Origin of the sequence: Flavobacterium aciduliphilum, assembly GCF_003268855.1 — a bacterium.
GTDB classification, from domain to species: Bacteria; Bacteroidota; Bacteroidia; order Flavobacteriales; family Flavobacteriaceae; genus Flavobacterium; species Flavobacterium aciduliphilum.
The window spans coordinates 122,393-147,166 of the sequence record NZ_QLSZ01000003.1; the positions used below are offsets into that span (position 1 = coordinate 122,393).

Genomic DNA, 24,774 nt, shown 5'->3' on the forward strand with positions numbered 1-24,774 from the left:
GTAGCGCGAGAGGCTGCCCAACGCTCTTGAAGGGTGATTTGAATGGTTTTCATTATTTAGTTTTTTTTTTACAAAGATATAATTATTTTGATAATTTTAAACTAAATGTTTATTTTTTAATTAAAAGTTCTTGAACTAAACTCGATACGCCAATTGTAGCAGTATTTTTTAGCAGATGAATTCGATTTTTAGCTTTTATAAAATCATCTAAATTTTTTAATTCCTCTTTATCAATTATATATATGGGTACATCATCATTATTATTATAAAAAGGAATTTTATTTGCCGGATAAACCTCTAAAGAAGTTCCAACAATTATAATATAATCAGCTTCATAAATTTTTTCAGTAGCCAATGCTACTAATTCTTCATCCAATTCTTCTCCAAACCAAACTACATCAGGTCTCAATTGTGACCCCTTAATACATTTATCACCTATATGAAGTGGTTTGTATCCCCAATCGTACACAAACTGTGGGTTATATGTAGATCTTACTTTTGTTAGTTCTCCATGCAGATGAATTACATTTTTTGACCCAGCTCTTTCATGCAAGTCATCAACATTTTGAGTTATTATAGTAACTTCAAAATGTTGTTCAAGTTTTGCTAAATCAAGATGCGCTTGGTTGGGCTCTACATTAGCTAATTGTCTTCGTCTTTCATTGTAAAATTCAAGGACTTTTGATTGATTCTTTTTAGTCCAAGCGCTTTTATGTGCTACTTCTTCTACTTTATAGTTATACCATAGCCCATTTACTGTATCCCTAAAGGTTTGAATACCACTTTCTGCTGATATTCCTGAACCAGTAAAAACTGCAATTTTTTTCATAACTGTTTTTTTAATTCTAAAATGTATGAATCTGTCCATTTTTCATCATAAGATTCTCCATTGTAGATACATTTTGCTCCATAAGATTTTAAGAGTTCTATGGTTTGTAAAATTAGAGAAGCATCGTTGCAGCCATCATTAACCGTAGTGATTTCTCCACTTTTTATTTCATACCACAAATCATCATTCAAAACATATCCTAATGAGTACAATCGTCTTCATCTAATTGATTAACATCCATATTTCGTTTACTTATTAAATAAGCCAACAAAATCACATTACATCTACGAGCTGACTCGTGAATCAAAGTTGCGCCAGGCATTTCAGGTCGATTTGTTTTAAACTCTACATTAAAACCGTTTCGCTCAGCTCGAATTAATTCTTCCATAGTAGTGATATTTTCAAAATAGTTTTCGTTCATTTTTTTATTTTTTTAAAAAGGTAAGTCTTCATCTTCTTCAGAGTCTTTAATTTCGATAGGTTTAATAGAAAGCAGAGCCAAAACATCCTCATCATTTTTTAAAGATTCATCTACAAATTGAATGGCGCTTTTGCTTGACTTCAATGCTTGAATAACTAATTCTTTATCTTTCTTATAGCTATCATTAGCATATTGAAGTGCATTTCCATTAACCTTTATAGCTGCTTTTACAAATTCATCGTCACTCCAATAAGAAATTGGAAAATCTGTCCAATTCCATTTTACTGATTTTCTTAAACTATCAATCGATGATTGTAATTTTAAAAGCTCTATAATAAAGTTTTTAGATTTTAATAATCGAGAAGAGGCTACACTATAAAACACATTATAATCAACTAAGGTATGTGGCCAAATCTCAAATAAATTCAATATATAATCTTCATCATTTTTCAATAGCTCATAAGGAAAGAAAGATTCATAAGTACAAAAAAAAGGACCATCTTTAGCATATTCCTCCAAATACATTAATCCACAATCTATTTCGTTTGAAAGAATATTATAATAATTAATAGTTTCCTGACTGCAATCCTCCTCATGAACTTCATTTGAATTCTCAAATAGTTCATAATTTTTATATAATAAATCTCTTATTTCTTTTTCAAAAAAGATTAGACATTCTTGTTTAGTTTTTTCTAAACAAATATCTTCATCATTTTGTATTCTATTTTCTAAAATTTGAAAGATAGAAACGTTTTTTTTTAGTGCTTCTATAATAAAAGGTTTATTTTCTTTTAAAGAATTATCAACAAAATAAAAAGCTCTGAAATCATTTTTAATTCCCTGAAGAAGCACTTCGCTATCTTTTTTTAAATTTTCAGAAGCAAAAGAAAGTCCTAATCCATTAATCTTATTTAATGCTAATATAATTGATTTATCATGCTTATAAGAATCTGATTCGTCAAGTTTATCATTAAAGTTATCCCAGAGATATTGCATAAAGTAATGACGTGAATAAAAAAAAGATAGCTTAATATTTCCACTTATATAATCCAATTTAATATTTGGATTGACATATTCGAAAATGTCATCCGTTTTATACTTTTCCGAATCTATAAATTCTTTAAGTTTTAATGATTCTTTTTGATTATGTTTGGCTTCATTTAATGACAAACCAAATAATGCATCGTCATAAAGTTGTTGTTTCTCATTTTCATTAAAATGTTCCTCAAATGAATGTCCCTCCAAAGAAGTTTGAAACTGATTCAAGTTATCCCAAGCGGCAAAAAAACCTTCTAAAGTTCTATTTATTTGTTGATGATACCAAATGAATGTGGTTAAATCCATCGGAATGGTTTCGGGTAATTCAAAAAAGGTATTGTGTATAAAATATAAATCCTCACCAGGTAAGTCGGGATGCTGAAATTTAAATACAGGTGTTGCCATTTTATTGTTTTCTAATTAATTATACGAATCTATATTATTCATTATTAATAAACTAATTTATTTATAGTTTATCGTACATCATTATTTTGTTTTCAAAAATTGAATAGCTTTAAAAAGCCATCTTAAACTATATATTAATAAATTTGCGCTGCAATATTTTTTACAACAGAACCCGCTAAAATAGAACCATAGTACCCTTTTTCAGAATTTGGATTTTTTATATAAGCTAAAATAGTAAATTTGGGTTTTTCACTTGGAAAATATCCTACAAATGATGAAGCATATTCTTTCTTTTGATTTTCAGAAGAATAGTTGATTTGAGTGGTAGCTGAATACCCTGAAATAGCTATTTTTTGGGAATTAACAAACTGACAAGAACCTTTTGAAACAGATTGTCTCAATAAATCTTTTAAAATAGTAATTGTTGTCTTAGAACATTCAGTATTTCTGCTAACTGGTTTAGAAAATTCCTTTGAATCTCCGATATTATTTTGAATATTAGAAACAAGTAAAGGTGCAACCATAACTCCATTGTTTGCGATAGAATTAAAATAGGTTAATAGTTGAATGGGGGTTAATTCTATTCCATAACCAATACCCATAAAGGGCAGTGTTATTTTAGACCAAGAATTGGTATTTGGTGATGGAATAACAGAATTACAACTGATTTGTGAAAAAGAAGAACTTAGACCAAACTTATTAAAGTTGTTAATGTATTGATTGGGGGTGTTTTTATATGAACTATCAATAGCTTTTGCGAAAATGGTATTTGAAGAATTTAAAAAAGCTTTTCTTAAAGACAATTCATTAAATCCTAAGTGATTATCAATAATGCTCTTTCCATACATAGATATTTTACCACCTTTGGCATCATATACAGATGATGTATCTGATTTTTTATCTTCCAATAAAGACATAACATCAAATGTTTTCATTAAACTTCCCGGTTCAATTGGTGTGTTTATGGCAATATTCTTTGAAAGGACATATTTTGATTGACTATCCTTTTCAAGACCTATCATAGCCTTAATTTTTCCGGTACTAGTTTCCATTACAAGAACAAAACCATTATCCGCCTCAGACTCTTTTAAAGACTCTAATAAAGAGGTTTTGGAGATATTTTGAATGGTAGAATCAGCATACGTTTTAAGAGTATAACCCTCTATTTTTTTAGAATCATTATACAAACTCTCACATAAATCTTTTTCTAATTTAGGAGTTATAGTTGATTGTTTTTTGTCTTTACATCCCAAAAATGAGAGGACAATTAATAATGTAAATAATTTCTTCATACTTACTCTTTTTTACAATTCTCCCCAACAGAAGTCATATATTCAAACACATAACTCATAGATTCTTTTCGCATATCCATCTTCAATTTTGGATTATCTTTCAAGGTTAAAAACAATTTACTTGCATAACAATACTCTCCAAACGCAGTTAATCCCTGACATTTGATAAGATTGTAAATCATATTCACAGCAAAACTATCGGGAGATTTTCTTAATGCTTCTCCCGCGATTTCAAACGCATCTACTACATCAAAATAATTATCCAAACTAAGCATATAACTATAGCAAATTAATTCATCTCGAGTGGCATACCATTTAAACGCTATGTAATCATTATGAAAATCGGTTTGGTAGTTTTTTTTCTTCATTACATACATAAAGAAAATTTTGCTATTTATCAATCCTTTATGGTCCCAGCCAATAGCGTTGATAATAGCTAATTTTACATCTAAGGGATTGGCATCATCGTCAATGTAGTCCATCATTTCGTTGGTGATTTTTCCCTCTGATTTGAAAGCTTCTTTGACAATTGGAATATCCAAATAAGCATTTCCAAAATCTGTTGAAGTCAGAGGTGAATCTGCAAAAACAAAATTTCCAAACAATACAAAAAATAAAAAAGTTAAATATTTTCTCATAGTATAAAATTAATCGATAGTTAGGTATTCGCAAAAATTATAATAAACTACTTGACCTCCATCTACAGCATGTTCAAACGTGATAATGTCTATTGCTCCTTTTTTATTTTTAAATACGACATTATGTTCAGTTTTTCTATCAAATTTTTGAAAATGAAACAATCTAAATAAGGCACTAAACCCCAATACGTCCAATTCCGAAAAAGGATTTTCTTTAGTTAAACCAACGCCTTGAAGCACTTGCCTACAACCATGGGCTAAAATTTCTAAATCCTCATCATCAAAATCCAGTGGAGGCTGAGAAAAAGCATCTTGTTTTCTGTATTTTTCAGGCCCCATTTTTAAATAAACCCATGCTTTTGAGAAGATATAAGGAAAACGATTTTCATTCATTAGTTTTTTTTCCGCTTCAGTAAATTTACTAATCACTTCATTTAAGGTTTCCAATTGATTTTTCATAACTTGTTTTTTAATAATATAATAGCTTCATTATTGGTGGTAGAATTTATTTGTTCCGGAGTAAAAAGGGTTTCAATAAAAGAGACTAAGGCATAAGCCATATCTGCATTAGATTGCGAAATTGGTGGCAAAATTTCAAAATATTTTTTGGTACTCTTAAGATATAAATCAAACTTTAGAGTAGCAGCAATAGTATCGCACATCAATTCCTCTGCGGGTCTAATTGAAAAATAGTACAACAATACATTAATCATTAACTCATCATTCTCAGCAATACAATGAGCTACAAAATTTTTAGCTCTAATGGTCATTTAGATTTCCTTTCAAAGTAAACTCTTTTTCTACTTTCTTCAATTCCTTTTCTAAAAAAGGTCCTAGATCATACCAATCCTCATGCAAAGACCAAGAATGACAAGCAGGACAAGCCGTTTCTTTCCAGCGCTTGGAACACTTAGGACAGACCCCATAGGTAGAAAATGTATCCCATACATGATTACATTTTGATTCACAAACCCATAGGGCTTCTCCTGTTGGTTTCCAAGAACATTTGGGACATTTAATATTATCCATAAAATTTTTTTTAAAGTTATTATATTGAGCTTGTAGAAAAAATAACCACAGAATACTATTTTTCTTTCAGAGGCAAATGTAAAATTAATTTTTATTTTTATGATAATTTTTTACTTTTTATTTTTATTTTATTAAAAATTAGCAAAATCAGATACTACATTCTATTTGTAGATCTTAGAAAAAGATTACTGATTAGATTAAAAATAACAACACTAAATAAATTATACTTGCAATCAGGCAAAGACAAAAAGTGGCAAAGTACAAAAGTAATTTTGCCAAATAATCTTAAATCTTATACTATGAAAAATGAAAAATTTGAATTCAGTTATGTTGAAAAACCAAAACAAAAATTAAAATCAAACTTTAATGAAAGAAAAGGTAAAGGTTTAAATGGGTTTATTGATTTTGAAGATTTTTATGACTGGTTTGTGAATCAAGATAAAAAATGCTATTATTGTGGTATAGAAGAACATACTGTTCAACAAATTGTGGTTCAAGGCCTTCTGACTTCAAATAGATTTCCCCTAAACGGAAAAATCATGCAAGGAAGAAGCAGAGGAATTTGGTTGGAAGTGGATAGAATTCATCCTAAAGAAAATTACTCTAGAGACAATGCTGTCTTATGTTGTTACTTTTGTAATAATGATAAAAGTGATGTATTTCATGGAATTGAATACAAAAAGTTTTTTCAAAACAGAGCTGGATATTTAAGAGATTTAATAAAAAAATAATTATGTCAAAAAAACATTTTATTGTAACTTTTGAAAATGACAAAGCACAAACTTCTGAAACTTTAGTATGGGCTAAAGAAAATTTTCCAAATTACAATGAACAAACTAAAGAGCAAGAAGTTTATATTTATTTGGTAGACGAAAGAGGATTCAGATTAGTTTCTGATGATAAAAAATTTATATGTTACAAACTAACTATTTTTAACGAAACAAATAATAATACTAATGAACCTGATGAAGATAGTTTTGTTAAAATAATTAATATTGGAAATACTTTAGCAACAAATTATAGTATTGAATTTTCAATTGGTAAATTTCTTGTTTATAAGTTAAAACGTAACACAAATGAAAGCGTAAGTGTTTTCTTGATTGAAAACGGAATAGAGATAAAAAAAGGGAAAGTCCTAGATAGATTAGATTTTATTGCGCTTGGTTTATTAAATTTAGATATAGATTGGATATATAATTATAAAGGGAAACATTTAACCACTCATATAGAAGCTAAAAAGTTATTTGATTACCTAAGAAATAATTTTTAAATCATTTTTATGAGAAAACAAGATAGAAACATATACAATTTTTTAATTGTTAATGGAATTTTAAACACTCCGCAATTAAATGACCAATCTATTAGAACTTGGGGACTTAATTTGGCAAATGTATATCAACATTATGATTCATATTTACTAAACATTCAAGCACCTAATTCACCAGGACCAATTGAAAAGCATCCCTATATTGATTTATATCAAGCTGACTGCGATTTTCAGAGGGAAACGCTTTTATTGGGTACGTTTCCACCTTCATCTTATTTTAATAATTTACCTTTGGTTAATTTACCAAATCCTAATCTGCAAAATAATAATCCAACTAACTATTTCTATGGTAACATGAATGACTTGTGGTATTACTTATTCGGACTAAATGGAGTAGGATTAACAATTCCAAATTTTCAAGCATCTTTAAATGCAAATAGAATATCTATTTCGGATGTCTTTTCTTATGTGCAAAGAAAAAAAATGATTAGTGCTTTTGACAATGAATATAGAAATATAGTTCTTAATTGTAAATTAAAAGAAGTTTTTAATTCAGAATCTAAGGTCAATACAATATTATTTACAAGTGGAAACTTAAATTCTTTTTTAAGCAATACAACATCTACTTTAACTGGTTTTAGGTGGATATTAGAAGATTGTTTTAACGGATTAACTAAATTTCAAATAAGTGGTGACATATCTGGAAATGGACAGTATTTTCCAATTAATACTTTAGGGATTCAAAGTGCATTAATTCAACAAAATAATGGAATAGTTTGGTGGCTAAAATCTGGAGCGAAAAAAATAAGGATTATTAATTTACCTAGCCCTGCCCCGATGGCTGCTCAACAAATGATTAATAGTTTATTCTTTAGAAAATGGATTAACTACAAAGCAGCAATAAATTTTACAGCACCGATTGCAGTTGGGGCTAATATTAATCTATATTTAACCAGATTTCCAAATATATTTAATGCACCATATACAAAACAATACAGAAGAGAGATTTATCAAATGGTTTTAAATAATACAATTCATCTTATAAATTGAATTGTTTCTATGTTAATAAATTATTTTCTATTAATAAAAATATATTTTTGTAGTGTTTTTGCATTTTTCTGATTCCAAATATAATTTTTAAGTAAATATTTAATAACAATATGCCAATACCAGATAATATTAACAGAGAGCACATTTTTCAAGCAATGCTTAAAATTAAAAGAGAGGGAGTACCTAATCGTCGTAATCCCAGAAATTGGGCACTTAGGTATGATAATGAAATTTTTCCCTGCAAACTCTTAATTTCTTGGGGTAATATATATGCTAATGGAGAAGAATTAGACCCTAATCCTAATAATTTCCAAGCACATATGGCAAACGAATATTTAATGAACTTGGGCTTTGAAATAATTGAATTATAAGATTTTTTAAAGTTAATAAATTGTATTCTTGAAATAGTTTATAAAAACCAATTAAAGAATTTATTAATTTAAAATCTTGATAATTCTAATTCAACCTTTCACATTTATCACCAAACCTTCCCAAAAAATAATCCATTTCATGGTTTTCCCAAACAGTGATTTCTACAATTAGGAAGTCACTGTTTTTTTCTTTCAACACTTGGGAGGGATGGATTTTTTTGTTTTCTATAATGCCCATCGCCCAATCGGTAAATTTCAATCGGTAAGTTTTGAGTTTGTTGTTTTTCCAATCATACCAAATTCCAAGGCAGTGCTTCAGTAATTCTTCTAGTCGAGTGGCTTTATACAAAGCATCATAATCAAAGAAAATAGGTGTGTCTTCGTCTTGTAGTTCTTCTGTTTCTTTTATGGCAGGATATACTTTTTTCTCCACAAACCTGTCTATAGTATAGGTCTGTAACAAATTGGTAGGCTCGTAGGTTTCGTCATCAATAGCACTGCCCAATAAATAATAACGGTTGTCATAATAGCGTATCTGCAAAGGAGCCACTTGGCGCATTGCAACCACACCTTTCTTTTCATACAGAAATCGTATGGCTTGCCTTTTTTTGATGTAATCTATAATTTGTCCTGAAAGCAGCAGCAATTGGTCTTGTTGGTTCAAGGCAGGTTGTGCATTCACAAAATAGGGATAGACTTTTAAATCATTCTCACTATATTCAAATTCATCCATCAAAGCGTCTTTAAGCCACGTTACAGAACTCATGGTCTTTTCGGTATCCAACAATCCAAGTAACAACGGAAAGGTTAGTTTCTCCTCCTCGGTAAGGGTTAAATTCTCTGGAAAGCCTTCCAAAACAAAGTAATTCTTTCCGTTGAACTTTCGGGAGTTGATTTGATAGTCATTCTCTAACAAACTTTCTTTGGCTCTATCAAAAGTGCGTCTGGATATGGGTTCAAAACCATAGTCGTTTTTTAAAATATCGTTTAAGGAAGTCATGAGTTCTTCCACCGAGAGTTTCTTTTCTCGAAGGAGTTTCACAATGATTTTTTTGTACAACCTTTTTTTACTGAAGTCTTCCATCGGATTAGTTTTAAAAAACAAAGATAGAGAACTTTGACAAATTTTGCCAAGCACGATTTTAATTTTACACCATCAAATTAGAATTACTTATGAAACCTGAAACAAACGAAACTCAAGCATCGAACTTTCCATTACTTATAGAAGATTTAATGTTATTTAATAGCTCCAATAACTACATAAGTCCTTACAGAATATTTTTTGCCTACACTAAAAGAATACCAAATATTATTACCATTGACGACTTAAAAATGGAGCCTTTTCAAAAATGGTTCGAGAAAAAATATCAAAATGAAATCATAAAGCAACATTACTCCCACGATTTCAATAACACTAAAAAGGTATTAGATAATTCATATCACAACTATCTTTTAAAAAACGGATTACTTGTAAGCATTGAGTATTCTTCTGTTTATTTTTTTCACACAGAAGAACAAAAAGAATTAGTAAACGAACTCTTTGAGGAAGCTAAAAAATTCTTATACAGCACCAAGAAAACAACCGATATTTGCTTAATCTACAATCAAAATGGAGAATTAAACACACAACCTGTTGAAATCAAAAAACCGAAAATCGATTTTAATATTCACTACAATGAGGATTTCCATCTCATCCATAAAGAAATTGTAAAACAATTAAATAAAAAAGACACCAACGGTCTTTACCTATTTCATGGGCAACCTGGTACTGGCAAAAGCACTTACATCAAATTCCTAATACACCAACTAAAGAAAAAAGTAATCTTTATATCTCCAAAGATGGCTGGAGAATTAGATAATTTAAACATGACGCCTTTTCTATTGAACAACAAAAACACAGTTTTTGTGATAGAAGATGCCGAGGAACTCATTACATCAAGAGAAGAAGTTAGAAATTCAAATCTATCAATGCTTTTAAATTTAACTGATGGATTGTTGGGGGAAAGCCTTGGCATACAAATCATCGCTACATTCAATACGGATGTCAAAAACATTGACAAAGCACTTTTGCGAAAAGGCAGACTGTCTCAAATTTATGAATTTAAACCGCTTTCTATTGAGAGAACCAACAAACTATTAAACACATTAGGCATAACAGAAACCGTGAATCAGTCGCTTCCTGTTGCGGATATTTTTAATTTTGAAAAAGAGAACCATTACACACCCGTGCTTAAAAAAGCAGTTGGGTTTGGAAAATAATTTTTATTTTACAAAAAAAATTAATTTTTAATTGATTAAATATATCATATCCAAAACAAAAAATATATTCTTCACGAGTACAAAATAACTACTGAAATGGATTATCTATTATTGGTTTCAAAACAGTGGTTTTAGGTTAATTTTAAAATATAAAATACGTAGTAAAAAGTATTTAATAATCGATACAGATTATTAGTCAAAAATATTACAACAATCTATCTATTAGCTCAATGTTTAAATTTTTCAATATTTGTAAAAATTTTTCAGCTAGTGGTTTAATTTTTACAATATCTTTTTCTAAATATTGCAGACACCAAAATTTATTTTCATTGAACTCATTTGAAACTCTTTTATTATTTTCAATCTTTTGAGTAATAAATCCCCAAAACCATAATTCATCCCAAATAATAAAATCATTATTTTTAGAATAATATTTACCAATAAATTCATTTATACCATCAAAATCTAATCTGCATCCTTGATTAAGAAGATTATTTTTAAAAATATGTGTAATTACGGCATCGACAGGAAGTTTTAACTCATATTCATTAAGACTAAAATCATCCCAAATTTTAAAATCTCTAAGCGAGTCATCTGTATGAATTAAATAAATATATTTGACAAATAAAGCGGATGTTTTTGCACCCCAACCATTTTGAGATTTCATTAATTCAAATAATGAATCCGAAGATTTTGGTTCTTTTTTTAAAGTTTTTATAAAACCTTTGTATGAAGTTAAATCAGAATCTTTTTGATACATTTTTTTAAAAAATGGACCTATCTTATCAATTTTTGGTTGTGATTGTGTATTAACAACTCCATATAAAAGATTCAATACTTTTTGTTCTGGAGATAAATCTTTTATAGCAATACACGACTTTATAAATCCTTCTTGAACTTGTTTGTTGTATTGCCTGTTTTCTTTTAAAAATTTGTATAATTTTTGGATTTTAGTATCCATATTTTAATTCCTTTTTCTTTTCATTGTTTCATTAAAATTCTCCTACATTTTCGGCAATTAGTTCCTTTGAATTTAATATCACATTTTTTACAGGTACCATATTATAATTAATTAGAATTATCTCTACTTAGATTTACTAGTTGATTTAAAATTTTTATTAAAAGCCTTTTCTACTTGCATTTCAGTATATTCAGACCATGATTTTTTTGCAAGCTCTTCAGTTTTTTTTGAATTCTCTTCATCTTCTTCAGTCCAATTTCTTTCAGCTTCTAATTTAGATTCTTCATATTCAGCTTCCAATTTTTTGATTTTCTTTTGATTTTCAATCCATTCAGGATTTTTACTTAGTCTCCATGCCTTGTAGGGTATGTAGATAAAGTAAATCAGTGCTCCAAGTATTATTGCTCCTAGTATCATTTACAAATAAAAGTTTTTCCAAAAATCAAAAATACTAAAAAAATATTTGTTAAATATTGCAAGGAATTACTCTAATTATAAATTTCTTATTTTTGTATAATAAAATGAAATTGATACAAAAACAATTCAAAACCATAAAACCAATTACTGCCAAACAAAACCTTTGGTCCAATTATGACATTCCTGTTGGTACTAGACTCCAACAAATTCCAGACACTACTAATTTAATTCATCCTATTAGAGGGATTGTTACAACATACAACGACCAAACTATTGCTATTCCTTACGAATATATTATTCCTAATTATGAGTTTAAAACCACAATCTTATTATTGCATGGTTTCAATAGCGCACCCGAAAACAAACAAGCTATAATTAATCAATGGCTACTAGATAATAATGTATCAGACCACATTACTTTGATAGCTCCACAACTCAATTACAATCCCAACGAAGCCATAAAACAAATAGGCAGCATCATTCAAGAACATTATGGAAACATCATTGTAATGGGAACTTCTCTAGGTGGGTTTTATGCTAACTATGTTCGAGCTATGAATCAAACGGACCAAATTAAAGTACATGCCATAAACCCAAGTTGGTCTCCAAGTATTTTTTTAAAAAGAGAAGTAAACCAAGAACAAATTAATTTAAAAACCAAGGAAAATTGGAAGTTTACAGAAACTTATTTAAACTATTTAGCCCATTTTGAAAAAGCATGTAAAGTAGAATTAAAACATTACAAAGGAAATAACTACACATTGCATTTAGCCAACGCTGACGAATTATTAACTTTTGACACTATGCTGGAGTATCTCGATGAAAACAAGGTACCACACCAGGTTTTCTATTACAATACCAACCACAGATTTGAAACTGTAAAGGAATTGCTTGAAAATAGTAAAAATGACTTAATCCCATAAACATCATGAAAAGATATATCTTACCAATTGTTGCAGTATTTTTATGCACAATAAAATCACAAGCCCAAAAAGTATATTCTGTAGAATATGAAAACCAAGCCGATATTAATGTTTTTGTAGTAGATTACGAAAACCAAGCAGATTTGAAGGTGTATAAAGAAAATTAATTAATTTGTAGTTCAATTATAGTTCCTTTTTTAAGTGGAGTACCGGAGACTATCGATTGATGTTTAACTTTACCTACTCCATTTCCTCTTAACCTCACTTTCATTCCTAAATTTTCAAGTAAAGGTACTGCATCCATTGCAGGCATTCCTTTAACATTCGGAACTTCATACTTCTCACTTTGTGCAACAGTAAAATAGCGATTATAACTATACTCTTGCTTATTTACTTTTTGATTCAAATTTTGAATCTCATTAGTCGTAGGAGAATCTGTAAATATTTTCTGGGCAATTCTTTTAAAAACTGGGGCAGCAACATCTGCTCCATAAAAACTTCCGCTAGCTGTATTGGGTTTATGAATGACAACAATACAAGTGTACTTAGGTTTGTCTACTGGAAAAAAACCAACAAATGAAGAAATGTAATGTTTATTATCGCCATTGTTTATACCATAATTCCCTTGAGCAGTTCCAGTTTTACCAGCCATAGAAAAATCTTTAGAATATATTTTTTTGGCAGTACCCAGCTTCACTACATTTTGCATAATGGCTTTTAACTTTTTTATAGTTTCCTTCGAGCAAATTTTAGGATGTATTACTTGCTTATCAAATTTCTTTATAGTAGTATTCCATTCTTTAATTTCTGAAACAAATTGTGGCTTGACCATCTCTCCATTATTAGCTATAGCATTATATAAAGTCAACGTTTGCATCGGGGTTACTTCAATACCATAACCAAAAGCCATCCAGGGCAAAGACATACCGTTCCATCTTGGAGTGCCTGGTTGCGGAATAAAGGGATTGGCTTCACCTTTAATAGATAATCCTAACGGTTTATTAAGACCCATTTTGTTAATTCGGTCAACAAATTGCATAGGATTATTTTTGTAATTTTCATAAACCGCCTGAACCATTACGGTATTGGAAGAGATTTCAAACCCATTGGCTAAGGTAATTAATTGTGGGCCTTCACTATGAGAATCCACAACATCTCTACCAAACAATGTTATTCTTCCACCCTTTCGGTTGTAAATTTTTGTAGTATCTACTTTATGATCTTCCAATAAAGCAATCATGTCTATTAGCTTAAAGGTCGAACCTGGCTCTCCTTTTTCCCTTATAGCATAATTAAGTCGTTCTTTATAAACGGAGTCTTTTTCAGTTCTGCCAAGATTAGAAATGGCTTTTATATATCCTGTTTGGGTTTCCATTACAATTACACAACCATGTTCGGCCTTATTTTTTTGTAATGATTCCAATAAAGAGTGGTGTGCTATATCCTGAATGTAAACGTCTATAGTTGATATAATATCAGAACCATCAATTGGGTCTATTTCGTTATCATCTCGTATCGGTTTGTATTGTCCTTTCGCTATTTTTTGTTTTAAAATTTTTCCATTTTTACCAGACAGATAATGGTTATACGCGCCTTCAAGTCCCACAATATTTGGCATACCATTTTTATCGAATCCTAAATAACCAACCGTTCGTTGTGCAATCTCACCAATAGGATGTTTTCTTATTTCTCTAACACTATCAATCCTCCCACCTTTGTAAATTCCTAATTTTAAAATAGGGTACGATTTTAGTTTTTTATATTGTGTAAAACTTAAGTCCTTAGCAAGGAGTAAAAATCTATTTTTATTTTTTCGAGCATTTACTAATTTAGTTTCATAGTATCCAGAAGGATGCCCTAATAGTTTAGCTAAGGAATCTGATAATGGCCCTATATTTTCATTAAATATTTTTTCATTTGGAGCCAATGCATCAAATCGGACATCATAAATAGAAACTGAAGTTGCTAATAAACTTCCATCAGAAGAATAAATATTTCCTCTGTTAGCTGGAACTACAAATGTTTTAACGGTTCTTATTTTAGCAAGTTTTCTGTAATGTTCTCCTTCTTTCCACTGAATAGTAGTGAGTTTATAGACAATTGCTAAGGCAAATATTAAAATCAGAATACTGACTAAATACAGCCGATACATGATGCTTTTTTCCATTCAATTCTATTTTTGATTCAAATATAATCAAAAAGGGAGTCCGTCATCCGCAACATCTTCTTCTTCTTGTCCTGATAAATCAGATTGCATAGACGCCTTCAAAAGAATATTATCTACAAGGTCAATTTTCCAGGCTTTTACATCGGTATACCATTTCCCATTAAACTCACGACTTTCCAATTCAAAATCAATACTCAATTGATTTCCTACTACCAACTGATTTTCATTGATTTTATCACCCCAGATACTAATGCATATTTTTCTAGGATACTGTCCCTCGGTTTCCACTACAATGTCTTGTTTTCTCCACTGACCATTTTTTCCAATACCCGTTTGCAAAGGAAGAAGGTGTGCTAGTTTTGCTTTTATATTCATAATAAAGTTATTTTTATACAAATTAACCTATCAAGTATGTTGATTTAGTGCATATATCATTAAAAAAAATCAGGATAAGAGATGCACCATTTTAAACTCCTCTTTGAATTTTTGAACCATAGCATCTTCTTTACCTCGAACTTGTGCTATAAAATTAATATACCCTTCCAAACGATTTAAAAAATAGGTATCACTCATTTGACTCGTTTCTTTTGTGATACTAAAATGTTTCTTTGCAGCTTTACTAACACCATTTTGGAGGGCATCATAAAGCATCGCGCGTACCATTTTAATAGTCTTTCTATCAACATTAACTTTCTCATTTACGATAAGTCCTGTAACCGTTTGTTTTCTGTGATGTAATCGCAAGCGAGTCTTCTTAGAATTAATAGTAAAATGGTTGGAATGGATAATTTTACTCAATTCCTCCAAATGCAATGTTGTAATTTCACGATCCGATGAAAAGGTCAAATCATCAGCATAGCGAGAATAGTGAAGCGCATTCTCATTACAATAGGCCAATAACATAGCATCCAATTGCAAACAAATAAAATTAGAAATGACTGGTGAAGTAGGCGCTCCTGTAGGAAGTGTTCCATTATAGGTAACTAATAAGGCCAATGCATTGGCAACCTCTTCTGTGTACCTAAAATACTCCGATTGAAAAAGCGCTTTCACTCGATAAGCCTTTATTGAGGAAAAAAAATCCTCAAGGTCAAGATTTAAAACATACTTTTTGTGCACATGTAGTTTTGCATTTTCTACAATATTGCAAAAGGATTCTTTTTTATTGGGATTAATTACAAAACCAAAAACACCCTCTGGACGAACCAAATGATAATAGTGTTGCAAATAAAAATTAAACCTTGCCTGAGTGGCTCTCAACAAAACTTCCGGAGCTTCTATCTTTCGCATCCCACCACTTTTTTTAGGAATAGAAAATGAATCATAATGAGGTGCGTTGATTAAAGGGCCTAACCAACTAAAATTTAACTTTAATAAAACCTTCAAATCAGATAGCTTCACAACAGACAACAACTGTTGTACAAAAAAAGTCTGGTTAAATTTAAAGACAACATCGCCTTGATACCCATAATAATAGGCATTGTACTCTTCCAATCGAGTATGGATTTTGTCTATCGTTTTAAGTGGATTATTCATAATGTAAAAAAAGCCGTTGGTGGATTATCTTTGAAGGTTTAGTAATTGACCTTTGGTCAATTACTAATATTTATTACCATATTCCAATAGTAATAGGATTGCAGGAACACAACCTCTAAGTCATTTTATTTTTAGTTTGACTTCATAATTTTTTCCAACGGCTTTATATTTTTAAAAAGGTACAGTAGCATCATCTTCATCCTTTTTATTTGGGTCTTCCAATTCAATCAAACGCTTAACATTAAAGGTAAACGCCTCACCTGGCTTTTGAATAGATTGAAATCTAGTAAAAGGGACATCTCTTTTAAAATAACTGGTTCCCATTTTTCCATTTTTGTTCTTAGCAACAATAACCATTAAGATACAATCGGAAGGGGTAAATTCTTCGTCGTCCAATTCCTCTATCATATAATATTCAGGACGATACAACAACCAAACTTTATCCGCAATTTGTTCAATAGAACCACTATCTCGCAAATCCGATAATTGAGGCCTTTTACTGCTTCCTCTTACTTCAACCGCACGACTCAATTGACTCAATAAAATAAGACAAATATTCAATTCTTTAGCACACATTTTTAATAACCTACAAATATGACTTACTTCAGCCTCCCTCCCATTATTGTACTTTCCAATACTCAACAATTGCAGGTAATCAATCACCACTATTTTAGTATCATGCACAGCGACATGTTCTCTTATAATAGTGAGAGTTTCTTCAATGTTGGCCAATCCATTTTCAGAAACATACAAGTTACTTTGTTCTAGTTCTTGGGCTGCTTTTTTAATAGACTCTTTTTCAGAATCATGCAATGCTTTATTTATAATATTTTGAACAGGGATGCCTGTTTTGTTAGACAACAAACGAGCAGAAAAAGTATACGAGGTCAAATCAAAGGAAAAAAACAAAACGGGTTCGGTTTGACTCACATGAGCGACTAAATTAATCACAAACTGACTTTTACCCATAGCTGGTCTGCCTCCAACCACCACTAATTCGCCTAGAGACAATCCACTAAATTCGTCATCTAAATACTGAAACCCAGTAGGGATTAAGTTTTTATTCCGATTCTTATTTTCAATATCTTGGACTATTTCCTTAGAAAGGATACTGATGGATTGGGTTTTTGAGGTGTTCATAGTGAAGGTGTTGATTTTTGCTAAATGTATAAAACTATAACGTAAAAATTAGTTTTTAGTATTAAAAAAAAGAAATTAATTATATTGAATTAAAAGACTACGCTCCTATGGTGAAGTAGGGTCAAAATCGTCCTCTTTTTTTTGTTCATAAGAGACCATATCAGGTACAACTCCGTGCTCCATCGTTCCTAAACATTCATTCTCATACAAAAAACTATTCTTTGAGGGTATTTTTTCCGAAAAAGAACTCTTTTCCTCTATAAGGTCTTGCTGTTCCATATCATTTTTTTGGGAAGCATCAGTTGATATAGGAGTTATTTTCCCTTTTAATGCTTCAAATGCATTGATAGTATTCTTAAAAGCATCAATAGATTGCTCTGCCTCATTCAAATGAACCAATACTTTTTTTAACTTTTTCTCTAACTTTTTAGTTTTGTAAAATAATCGTAGTACGAAAATACTATATACAATAAATAGTATTGTAAAGAAAAAGATCATAGTTTTAAAGTTTATCAAAAGTAACATCTTCTAAATTTCACACACTAATAATCAACAACAGATTGGGGCCGGTTACGAATAAATCACTATTTTAGAATTCAGTAATTTCATTTATTTAAGAAATCAATTTATCCCCCAATTGGGTTCCTAACGCAACAATAGCATCCAATCTTTTAATGACTTTAACCCAATCCTCAGGGATACTATTCGCCCCATAATAAAGACCCGCTAATCCTCCTGCTATAGCGCCTGTAGTATCGGTATCGTGACCTAAATTTACGACCGATAAAACAACACTTGCATAATCACTTTCATGCATAAAGCACCACAAACTGGCTTCAAGTGCCTCAATAACATACCCTCCAGATTTTAAATCTTCTCGTTTCGTCTCCAAAATAGGATTAGAGATGATTCTTCTAAAATGGTGTCGTTCCGATTGCTCAAAATTAATTTTTTCCCACAATTCAATCACATCAGCTCTCATGTGTTCATAGGCCGCTTCCTTAGCAGCTCCATTAAGCACATGCTCTGCTAATTTCAAATAAATAAAACAACTCATAGCGGCTCTAATGTGTTTGTGGGTTAATGAGGAAACATCCCAAATGAATCCAAATTGCTCTTCCAAACTTTTATCTTTTATATAAAACAACAAAGGAAGAATACGCATCAGAGAACCGTTTCCATTATCATATTCACTAGCGTAATTTTTAAGGTTTTTTAAGGATTCAAGGTCATTACATGAAATGATTTCTTCTAATTGTTGTATAGCATGTTGGGTCGTGATACCAATATCAAAAACATATCCTGTAGCCGTCCAATAAGACTCATTTTTCCATCGGATAAAATGTCTAGCAATATCAAGCAAATCATACTCTTTTGCAAGAGATGCAGCCAAACAAAAAGTTAACGAACTATCATCAGACCACGTCCCTATAGGCTGATAATGAGTGCCATATTCCGTCATCCCAGTAGCACGATGCGCAAGCATCTCAGAGGTGCTTTTAAACTCATACGGAACACCAAGGGCATCCCCTACCGCTACACCAAGAAGACAATCTATTACTTTATTAGAGGAAATGTTCATTTTTATAGTTTTTATGGGTTGATTTTATTTTGCTCTTCTAATCGTTTTAAAAGTTGAGATTAAAAAAATTAGGTTTAGATGTCACAAAAATGGAATAATAGGATGAAAAATAAACAAATATGAATTTTTGGTCCATTACAAATGTAATTTTAAATTCCTAAAATAAATCACTCCATCATTTCCAAGTGACAATAATTTTGTTTCGTCTTCCGAAAAACTTACAAATTTTACCTTTTTCCTATTATTACTATCAACTACTTCACCATGAAAATAAAAAGAGTCAATAATTTTATTATTTTTTACATTTAAAATATGAACTGTTTCGGATTCTTGATGACCAAAACCTCCAAATGATAATGGATCATATCCTTGCTCTGAAAGGGCCATATAATTTCCGGAAGGACTAAATGTTAAAAAGTTTTTACCTCTAATAAGTGCTACGTTTTCAATTTTATAAAAATTAATCAACAGATTTCTTAAATCATAATCTTTCATTGAGTGTAATTGAGATGCTTTGTTGAATAAATTATCATTACAATTAATTATGTATGTATCTGGATTGCTATCATATGTTGCGAAAACTCCTTTCCTAGAAAATGCACAGGTCCATGTTGCATTTTTTGGCAAATAACTTAAAAATCTATCTTCTTCACTTATTAAGTTTTTGGTATTGTCAAAATTTATTTTTATTATTAGAATCATACCATTAGAGGATGAAGAAGTTGTATTTCCAACAATGGAAAGATATTTATTGTCGAAACTAAATGCAGCATAATTATAAAACCAAGTATTATTTGGAATTTCAATATCTAATTTCACATCAGTTCCAACAATTCCAATTTTAATAAATTGTCTATATGATATTATTTTATGCCTATTTTTAAAAATTGAGGAATTATTTTCAACACCAATTTGCAGTAATTTATCTTTGTTTTGATTAAAAAAACTTTCGTTATTCTCGTTGATAAGTTTTTCTAATTTTAAAAAAGTAATTTGGTCAATCTCTAAATTATCTAACAAATTTATATATAGTTTTTTAGGAGTTCTTGATTCAACAAATAACTTCCCATCTGGACTTTGAAATTCATATAAATCAGATTGACCATAACTTATTGTTTCAAATGTTTCTGGGTCAATTATTTTAATATTTCTAGGTTCACTATTAGCCACTTCTATTTGATTATTAGAATTAAAGCGTATGAAATTGTCACAAATAAAGACTTGTTCTGTTTCTTTCTGCACATCATAAATTACATATGAATTATCCTTTCTTCTAAAAATCATAAATTTACCATCAGGGGAGAGATAACTTTCTTTGTATAGATCTTCTTCTATCTTAATTTCTTGTGTGCTTACTAAATTATTTGATGGATTTATTATTGTAAGATATAAATCCTCATTTCTTCGTGAAATTATTTTTTCAAAACTATTCGAAAATGAAACTAAATTGCCAATTAATGTATTTTTTAATGTCCCTGTAGAGGGATCGAAAATTTGCTTGATTGAGTTTATGAAGTAATACTCATGAAAATTATATATGCTAAAATGATCACCATTAAATGATACGTTTTTTTCATTTAATAATGAAAATCCGTTTATTTTATCATTTTCTGAATTTGAATACCATATAGTTTTATGTTTTGAAATATATGGTGTATTGTATATTGATTTCCCTTGTATTAAGTATTTTGAAGAATCATTAGAACTAAATAATTGAAATTCTTTGTCTTTATTAATTAATAAATACGATTTGTTTAATATAGGTAAATCTACGACTTTTGTTTTAATAACATTATTGGGTATTTCTAGTAAATCTCCATCACAAAATATTTCACACTTACCGAAGTATCTTATTATCAAGAAATCTTCATTTAATAATTCTATTCCTGTGCAATAGTTATTTCTAATGAAATTATTATTGGGATTAAGTAAATCTATTAATTTATATGTATTTATAATTGTGAAATCTGGTTTTTTAGAAATATCGCCATTTACAATATTATATTTTATATGTAGTAATTTTTTAATGGAATGAATTTCAAAAATCATAATTTTATTTCTCATAAAAATAATTTCGTGTTTAGTATTCTCAATACTAATTTTATCATCACTATTATTTAAATAAAATTTTTGATAGCTTATATTGCTAGAAATGCATTCATTGTGATTATTAACTATTCTTTGTACTCTTTCTTCAAAATCATTATCTTCATCATTAGATTTAAAACTATTTCCTATATGAAAAAGATAATTTAAATTTTCTTCAATATTTAAATTTAAAGTAATATCTACTTTCTTTTTGTCCTTTCCTTGGATTGGATTGGATAAATAAAAATTTGAGTCATTTTTTTCTAATAAATTTCCATTATTATCAATAAGTGTATTATCATTTAAAGGATAAAAAAATGATTTATTTGTATTACAATTAACAAAAACAACATTTTCAAGTTGTTTAATAAGTAGATAATTTTTCGAATCATTTTTCACATAAGAAAGAATATTTTCATAAGTCAATATTGGAATTAATTTTAAATTTTTATTAAAATCGAAGCACTTAATAGAATTACTTTTTTTCTCAAACACTAATAAAAAATTACTCTTTACGTCATAGTATATTTCTATAAAATTATCAACGAGTTCTGAAATAATACTAAAATTCTCTAATGAAAATACAGCAAAATTTGATCTTTTGCTTTCTCCTATTCCCTTATGTGTTATAAATAAAAGATGTTTGTTATCAATTTTACAAATTTCAGAAGGGCTTAATTTATTTTCTAAATAGAAAGTCTTTTTTATTTCGTCATAGATAATCATTCTGTCTTTCATTAAGTAGAAGGAATAATCAATATTATCAAAAACAAAAGCTTTTTTGAACGTACTAGAACCCCATCTTAATAAGTCTTCAACTTTTAAGGTTTGACTAAAAATTTCACCATTAATAAAACATTTAGCAATATAATCTCCTGGTTCTTTCAGTTCTGTAATTATTATTGGGTTATTAGTTTTAGGATAAAAAGTGTTAATTTTTTCATTCTCTTTGAACAACTCTAAAGTGATGTTATTTTGAAATGCATGTAATTGGAATGAACTATTTTTAAAACCAATACTAGGAAATATTTTAAAGGGTATTTTTTTCTCAAATTCCATATTACAATTTTATTTTATTAATATTATAATTGCTTGTTTCAAATAATCTAAATATATCATAATAGATTTGAAATCTTGTTTTCTTCTTTCATGTATAAATTTAGCTTTAAAATATATATTCTGCTCATGTTTTTCAAATTCATTTAATTCTTGATAACCTTCTAAATTAAATTTTTTTAAGCTGGCAGTTGCTAATATAGAATCCTCATTATTTATTTGTAAGCTATTTCTATGGCTTATTTCATTTCTTAATTTACTTATAAAGTCTAAATAATATTTTAATTTATAATCCAATCCATTGAGTTTTATAAAAGCATTGAGTTTATAACTATATGGAATTGAATGGATATTTTTAGGTAATGAGGATGGTGTGTAATCAGCATTAATTTTCAAAATTTCAACAACTTTACTAAGGTCTACATGTTTAGTAATATAAAAAAAATTCAATAATTCTTCAGCTTGCATATGAGCATACCTGCAATACTCATCAAAATTGATTGTATTATTAATTTTACCCAATCTGTACTTAGACATCTCTATACAATCTCTAAACAGTTGATTTCTTACGTTTTCATTCTTTATGTCAGAATAATCAATTACTTCTACACCATCAATCATTAAATATTTTTGAATAGCATTTAGCTTATCTACAATATCTGGGTTATTCAAGTTATTATGTTGAATAAATTTATTTTCTAATCTTTCCCTAAACCACAAATTCTCCTCCTGACTGCATATTTCATCAATCAAGAGAAGCAACTTTTCTAAACTCTCTTTACTATACTTAGCCATACTATTTTTTATAATGCGTCATTGCTTCATCTAGTCCAACATCAAATATCAAATCTACAATAGTAGCTTTCTCATTATTATTTTTAGATGCAGTACCAACTAACAAATCAAATCGTTCCTTCAATTTCAAATAAGTCCCATCATTAGCTCCTTTTACCATTTTCAAATATAATAATTTACCCTCAACAACCATTGCCATATTAGGCTTCTCAAATTTTATGTGCCCCTTATCAGATAAATAATAATTTAGAAAAAAAGCATAAGCTTTATCATATCCATAACGCTCCCAAAAATACAACCATTGACGTAACTGTTTCACATAACGTCGAGTTACGTTAATTTTATCATTAACTACCAAACCTGTAACTTCCTGGCGGTATCCTCTTTTTTGTAAACGAACTTTACTTTCTTTAATATGAAAATTTTGCTCACTAATAATTTTTCGTACTTCGCAATCAAAAGAACTACCAGCAACAAAAATCTTTTCCACTTTTGAGTCACTTACCTCATAGGTATTGTGTTTACTACTAAACGTAATATCATCAGCATAACGGGTATAGTTTAGCCCAAATCGTTTGGCTACACCAGTTAATCGTCTATCCAATTTTTCGCAAATAATATTGGTAATAGCTGGAGACGTTGGAGCGCCTTGCGGCAAAACTGAAGTTGTAACAGTAATCCATTTTCCTTCCTGAAAACGCTCCACTTCCATAGGCGTACAACAAATCGTTGCTATAAAATTAGCAAGGGTTCGCCTTTCATTAGAATTTCCCAAATTAAATGGAGCTACCAATAACCTACCCCATACTCGAGATTTATCAATACTAGGAAAAAAATCTTTCAAATCAATATTATACACATAGGTTTGACCAACATGCTTCTTAGCATTATCAACAATTGATTTTCCTAATACAAAACCCGTAGCGGCACTATGCGGCTCATACAAGCATTGCAAAACAAGACACAATGCTTTCTGAAATTCTTTTAATCCTTTTATTGGAGCATGAATCGTTCGGTCTTTTCCTGATTTCTTTTTAATAGCAAAGCTAGTGTAACAACTTTTTCTTTGTTGATTTTTCTTTTCAACAATCACATTTTCATTGATAACAACTGAATCACCCGATAGGTCAATTTGAAAATCTATTTTAGATTTGAAAGTGCTACTATCTTTTGTCAAATAATAGTTGAATTGTTTTTCAGAAAATGGAATGGTCTTTTCACCGTAAATTTCTAGTTTAGCTAAATTCAATAACGATAAAAAATCAGACTTTGTCTGCATTGTTTTAAATGCTGTTTGAATTTGTTTCCTAAACTCGAAAGTAATGATCATGATTATGTTCTATAAAAATAGGACTTTAAAAAACCGTAGTGAATATTCTTCTCTATGTATTCAATAATTCAATAAATAAACAATTAAATCATATATAAATAAATACAACATATTAGTAAGGGTTTTGCCAAGAGAATTTAACTCTAAAATGACACCACTAACATTCAGTTTCAGATTGCT

Annotated in this window: 28 protein-coding genes; 7 read left to right on the top strand and 21 right to left on the bottom strand. The window is 29.4% G+C overall.

The features are described 5' to 3' along the window. Positions 1 to 109: 109 nt before the first annotated feature. The 9 genes from CLV55_RS04815 to CLV55_RS04855 form a co-directional block, all read right to left on the bottom strand. Positions 110 to 829, bottom strand: a complete 720-nt coding sequence (locus CLV55_RS04815) for an SIR2 family NAD-dependent protein deacylase (protein WP_112112622.1) — start codon at positions 827 to 829, stop codon at positions 110 to 112. Next, positions 826 to 1,041: a hypothetical protein gene (locus tag CLV55_RS04820; protein ID WP_146739539.1), complete on the bottom strand. Its 216-nt coding sequence runs from the start codon at positions 1,039 to 1,041 to the stop codon at positions 826 to 828. The genes CLV55_RS04815 and CLV55_RS04820 overlap by 4 nt, the downstream gene beginning before the upstream one ends. Beyond that, positions 1,029 to 1,250, bottom strand: a complete 222-nt coding sequence (locus tag CLV55_RS04825) for a hypothetical protein (protein ID WP_112112624.1) — start codon at positions 1,248 to 1,250, stop codon at positions 1,029 to 1,031. The genes CLV55_RS04820 and CLV55_RS04825 overlap by 13 nt, the downstream gene beginning before the upstream one ends. Before the next feature lie 12 nt (positions 1,251 to 1,262). Continuing rightward, positions 1,263 to 2,693, bottom strand: a complete 1,431-nt coding sequence (locus CLV55_RS04830; protein WP_112112625.1) for a DUF4116 domain-containing protein — start codon at positions 2,691 to 2,693, stop codon at positions 1,263 to 1,265. A 134-nt stretch (positions 2,694 to 2,827) separates the two neighbouring features. Beyond that, entirely contained in the window at positions 2,828 to 3,985 is a 1,158-nt protein-coding gene (locus CLV55_RS04835; RefSeq protein WP_112112626.1) for a penicillin-binding transpeptidase domain-containing protein, read from the bottom strand. Positions 3,986 to 3,987: 2 nt separating this feature from the next. Next, the gene (locus CLV55_RS04840) at positions 3,988 to 4,623 is read right to left on the bottom strand and encodes a hypothetical protein (protein ID WP_112112627.1); all 636 of its coding nucleotides are present in this window, start codon (positions 4,621 to 4,623) and stop codon (positions 3,988 to 3,990) included. Between the two features lie 9 nt (positions 4,624 to 4,632). Continuing rightward, positions 4,633 to 5,082, bottom strand: a complete 450-nt coding sequence (locus CLV55_RS04845) for a hypothetical protein (protein ID WP_112112628.1) — start codon at positions 5,080 to 5,082, stop codon at positions 4,633 to 4,635. Continuing rightward, entirely contained in the window at positions 5,079 to 5,393 is a 315-nt protein-coding gene (locus CLV55_RS04850; RefSeq protein ID WP_112112629.1) for a hypothetical protein, read from the bottom strand. The genes CLV55_RS04845 and CLV55_RS04850 overlap by 4 nt, the downstream gene beginning before the upstream one ends. Continuing rightward, on the bottom strand, positions 5,383 to 5,652 hold the full coding sequence (locus CLV55_RS04855; protein ID WP_112112630.1) for a hypothetical protein: 270 nt from the start codon (positions 5,650 to 5,652) through the stop codon (positions 5,383 to 5,385). The genes CLV55_RS04850 and CLV55_RS04855 overlap by 11 nt, the downstream gene beginning before the upstream one ends. 299 nt (positions 5,653 to 5,951) lie before the next feature. Here CLV55_RS04855 and CLV55_RS04860 point away from each other — a divergent pair, with 299 nt between their 5' ends. From CLV55_RS04860 to CLV55_RS04875, 4 genes are all read left to right on the top strand, one after another. After that, positions 5,952 to 6,383, top strand: coding sequence for a hypothetical protein (locus CLV55_RS04860; RefSeq protein WP_112112631.1), 432 nt, complete (start codon positions 5,952 to 5,954; stop codon positions 6,381 to 6,383). Positions 6,384 to 6,385: 2 nt separating this feature from the next. Next, positions 6,386 to 6,922: a hypothetical protein gene (locus tag CLV55_RS04865; RefSeq protein WP_112112632.1), complete on the top strand. Its 537-nt coding sequence runs from the start codon at positions 6,386 to 6,388 to the stop codon at positions 6,920 to 6,922. A gap of 9 nt (positions 6,923 to 6,931) precedes the next feature. After that, positions 6,932 to 7,969 carry a uracil-DNA glycosylase family protein gene (locus tag CLV55_RS04870; protein WP_112112633.1) on the top strand — a complete coding sequence of 346 codons (1,038 nt, stop codon included), beginning with the start codon at positions 6,932 to 6,934 and terminating at the stop codon, positions 7,967 to 7,969. Between the two features lie 110 nt (positions 7,970 to 8,079). After that, positions 8,080 to 8,340, top strand: a complete 261-nt coding sequence (locus CLV55_RS04875) for a hypothetical protein (protein WP_112112634.1) — start codon at positions 8,080 to 8,082, stop codon at positions 8,338 to 8,340. A gap of 85 nt (positions 8,341 to 8,425) precedes the next feature. Here CLV55_RS04875 and CLV55_RS04880 read toward each other — a convergent pair whose 3' ends face one another. Then, a complete protein-coding gene (locus CLV55_RS04880) occupies positions 8,426 to 9,424 on the bottom strand; it encodes a helix-turn-helix transcriptional regulator (protein ID WP_112112635.1) in 999 nt (332 codons plus the stop codon). Between the two features lie 89 nt (positions 9,425 to 9,513). On the opposite strand from CLV55_RS04880, the gene CLV55_RS04885 reads away from it, so the two are divergent. Then, complete coding sequence (locus CLV55_RS04885) at positions 9,514 to 10,599, top strand: AAA family ATPase (protein WP_112112636.1); 1,086 nt, start codon at positions 9,514 to 9,516, stop codon at positions 10,597 to 10,599. Between the two features lie 205 nt (positions 10,600 to 10,804). On the opposite strand, the gene CLV55_RS04890 is transcribed toward CLV55_RS04885, so the two are convergent. Then, on the bottom strand, positions 10,805 to 11,560 hold the full coding sequence (locus CLV55_RS04890; protein WP_112112637.1) for a hypothetical protein: 756 nt from the start codon (positions 11,558 to 11,560) through the stop codon (positions 10,805 to 10,807). A gap of 123 nt (positions 11,561 to 11,683) precedes the next feature. Further along, positions 11,684 to 11,977, bottom strand: a complete 294-nt coding sequence (locus CLV55_RS04895) for a hypothetical protein (RefSeq protein ID WP_112112638.1) — start codon at positions 11,975 to 11,977, stop codon at positions 11,684 to 11,686. Between the two features lie 104 nt (positions 11,978 to 12,081). On the opposite strand from CLV55_RS04895, the gene CLV55_RS04900 reads away from it, so the two are divergent. Then, the gene (locus CLV55_RS04900; RefSeq protein ID WP_112112639.1) at positions 12,082 to 12,900 is read left to right on the top strand and encodes a YqiA/YcfP family alpha/beta fold hydrolase; all 819 of its coding nucleotides are present in this window, start codon (positions 12,082 to 12,084) and stop codon (positions 12,898 to 12,900) included. Positions 12,901 to 12,905: 5 nt separating this feature from the next. Continuing rightward, positions 12,906 to 13,067 carry a hypothetical protein gene (locus tag CLV55_RS12825; RefSeq protein WP_158527020.1) on the top strand — a complete coding sequence of 54 codons (162 nt, stop codon included), beginning with the start codon at positions 12,906 to 12,908 and terminating at the stop codon, positions 13,065 to 13,067. Here the strand turns inward: CLV55_RS12825 and CLV55_RS04905 are convergent. The 9 genes from CLV55_RS04905 to CLV55_RS04945 all read right to left on the bottom strand — a co-directional run bounded on the left by CLV55_RS04905 (position 13,064) and on the right by CLV55_RS04945 (position 24,543). Then, a complete protein-coding gene (locus CLV55_RS04905; protein WP_112112640.1) occupies positions 13,064 to 15,067 on the bottom strand; it encodes a penicillin-binding protein in 2,004 nt (667 codons plus the stop codon). The genes CLV55_RS12825 and CLV55_RS04905 overlap by 4 nt on opposite strands. Positions 15,068 to 15,094: 27 nt before the next feature. Next, on the bottom strand, positions 15,095 to 15,442 hold the full coding sequence (locus CLV55_RS04910; RefSeq protein WP_112112641.1) for a DUF3127 domain-containing protein: 348 nt from the start codon (positions 15,440 to 15,442) through the stop codon (positions 15,095 to 15,097). A 69-nt stretch (positions 15,443 to 15,511) separates the two neighbouring features. Next, positions 15,512 to 16,603, bottom strand: a complete 1,092-nt coding sequence (locus CLV55_RS04915; RefSeq protein ID WP_112112642.1) for a reverse transcriptase family protein — start codon at positions 16,601 to 16,603, stop codon at positions 15,512 to 15,514. Positions 16,604 to 16,774: 171 nt separating this feature from the next. Then, complete coding sequence (locus tag CLV55_RS04920) at positions 16,775 to 17,743, bottom strand: DnaB-like helicase C-terminal domain-containing protein (RefSeq protein ID WP_112112643.1); 969 nt, start codon at positions 17,741 to 17,743, stop codon at positions 16,775 to 16,777. A 105-nt stretch (positions 17,744 to 17,848) separates the two neighbouring features. Then, positions 17,849 to 18,241, bottom strand: coding sequence for a hypothetical protein (locus tag CLV55_RS04925; RefSeq protein ID WP_112112644.1), 393 nt, complete (start codon positions 18,239 to 18,241; stop codon positions 17,849 to 17,851). Between the two features lie 115 nt (positions 18,242 to 18,356). Next, on the bottom strand, positions 18,357 to 19,325 hold the full coding sequence (locus tag CLV55_RS04930; RefSeq protein ID WP_211306484.1) for an ADP-ribosylglycohydrolase family protein: 969 nt from the start codon (positions 19,323 to 19,325) through the stop codon (positions 18,357 to 18,359). 135 nt (positions 19,326 to 19,460) lie between these two features. Beyond that, on the bottom strand, positions 19,461 to 22,472 hold the full coding sequence (locus CLV55_RS04935; RefSeq protein ID WP_112112645.1) for a hypothetical protein: 3,012 nt from the start codon (positions 22,470 to 22,472) through the stop codon (positions 19,461 to 19,463). 9 nt (positions 22,473 to 22,481) lie between these two features. Next, positions 22,482 to 23,264 carry a hypothetical protein gene (locus CLV55_RS04940; protein ID WP_112112646.1) on the bottom strand — a complete coding sequence of 261 codons (783 nt, stop codon included), beginning with the start codon at positions 23,262 to 23,264 and terminating at the stop codon, positions 22,482 to 22,484. Between the two features lies 1 nt (position 23,265). Beyond that, positions 23,266 to 24,543 carry a reverse transcriptase family protein gene (locus CLV55_RS04945; RefSeq protein ID WP_158527021.1) on the bottom strand — a complete coding sequence of 426 codons (1,278 nt, stop codon included), beginning with the start codon at positions 24,541 to 24,543 and terminating at the stop codon, positions 23,266 to 23,268. Between the last annotated feature and the right edge of the window lie 231 nt (positions 24,544 to 24,774).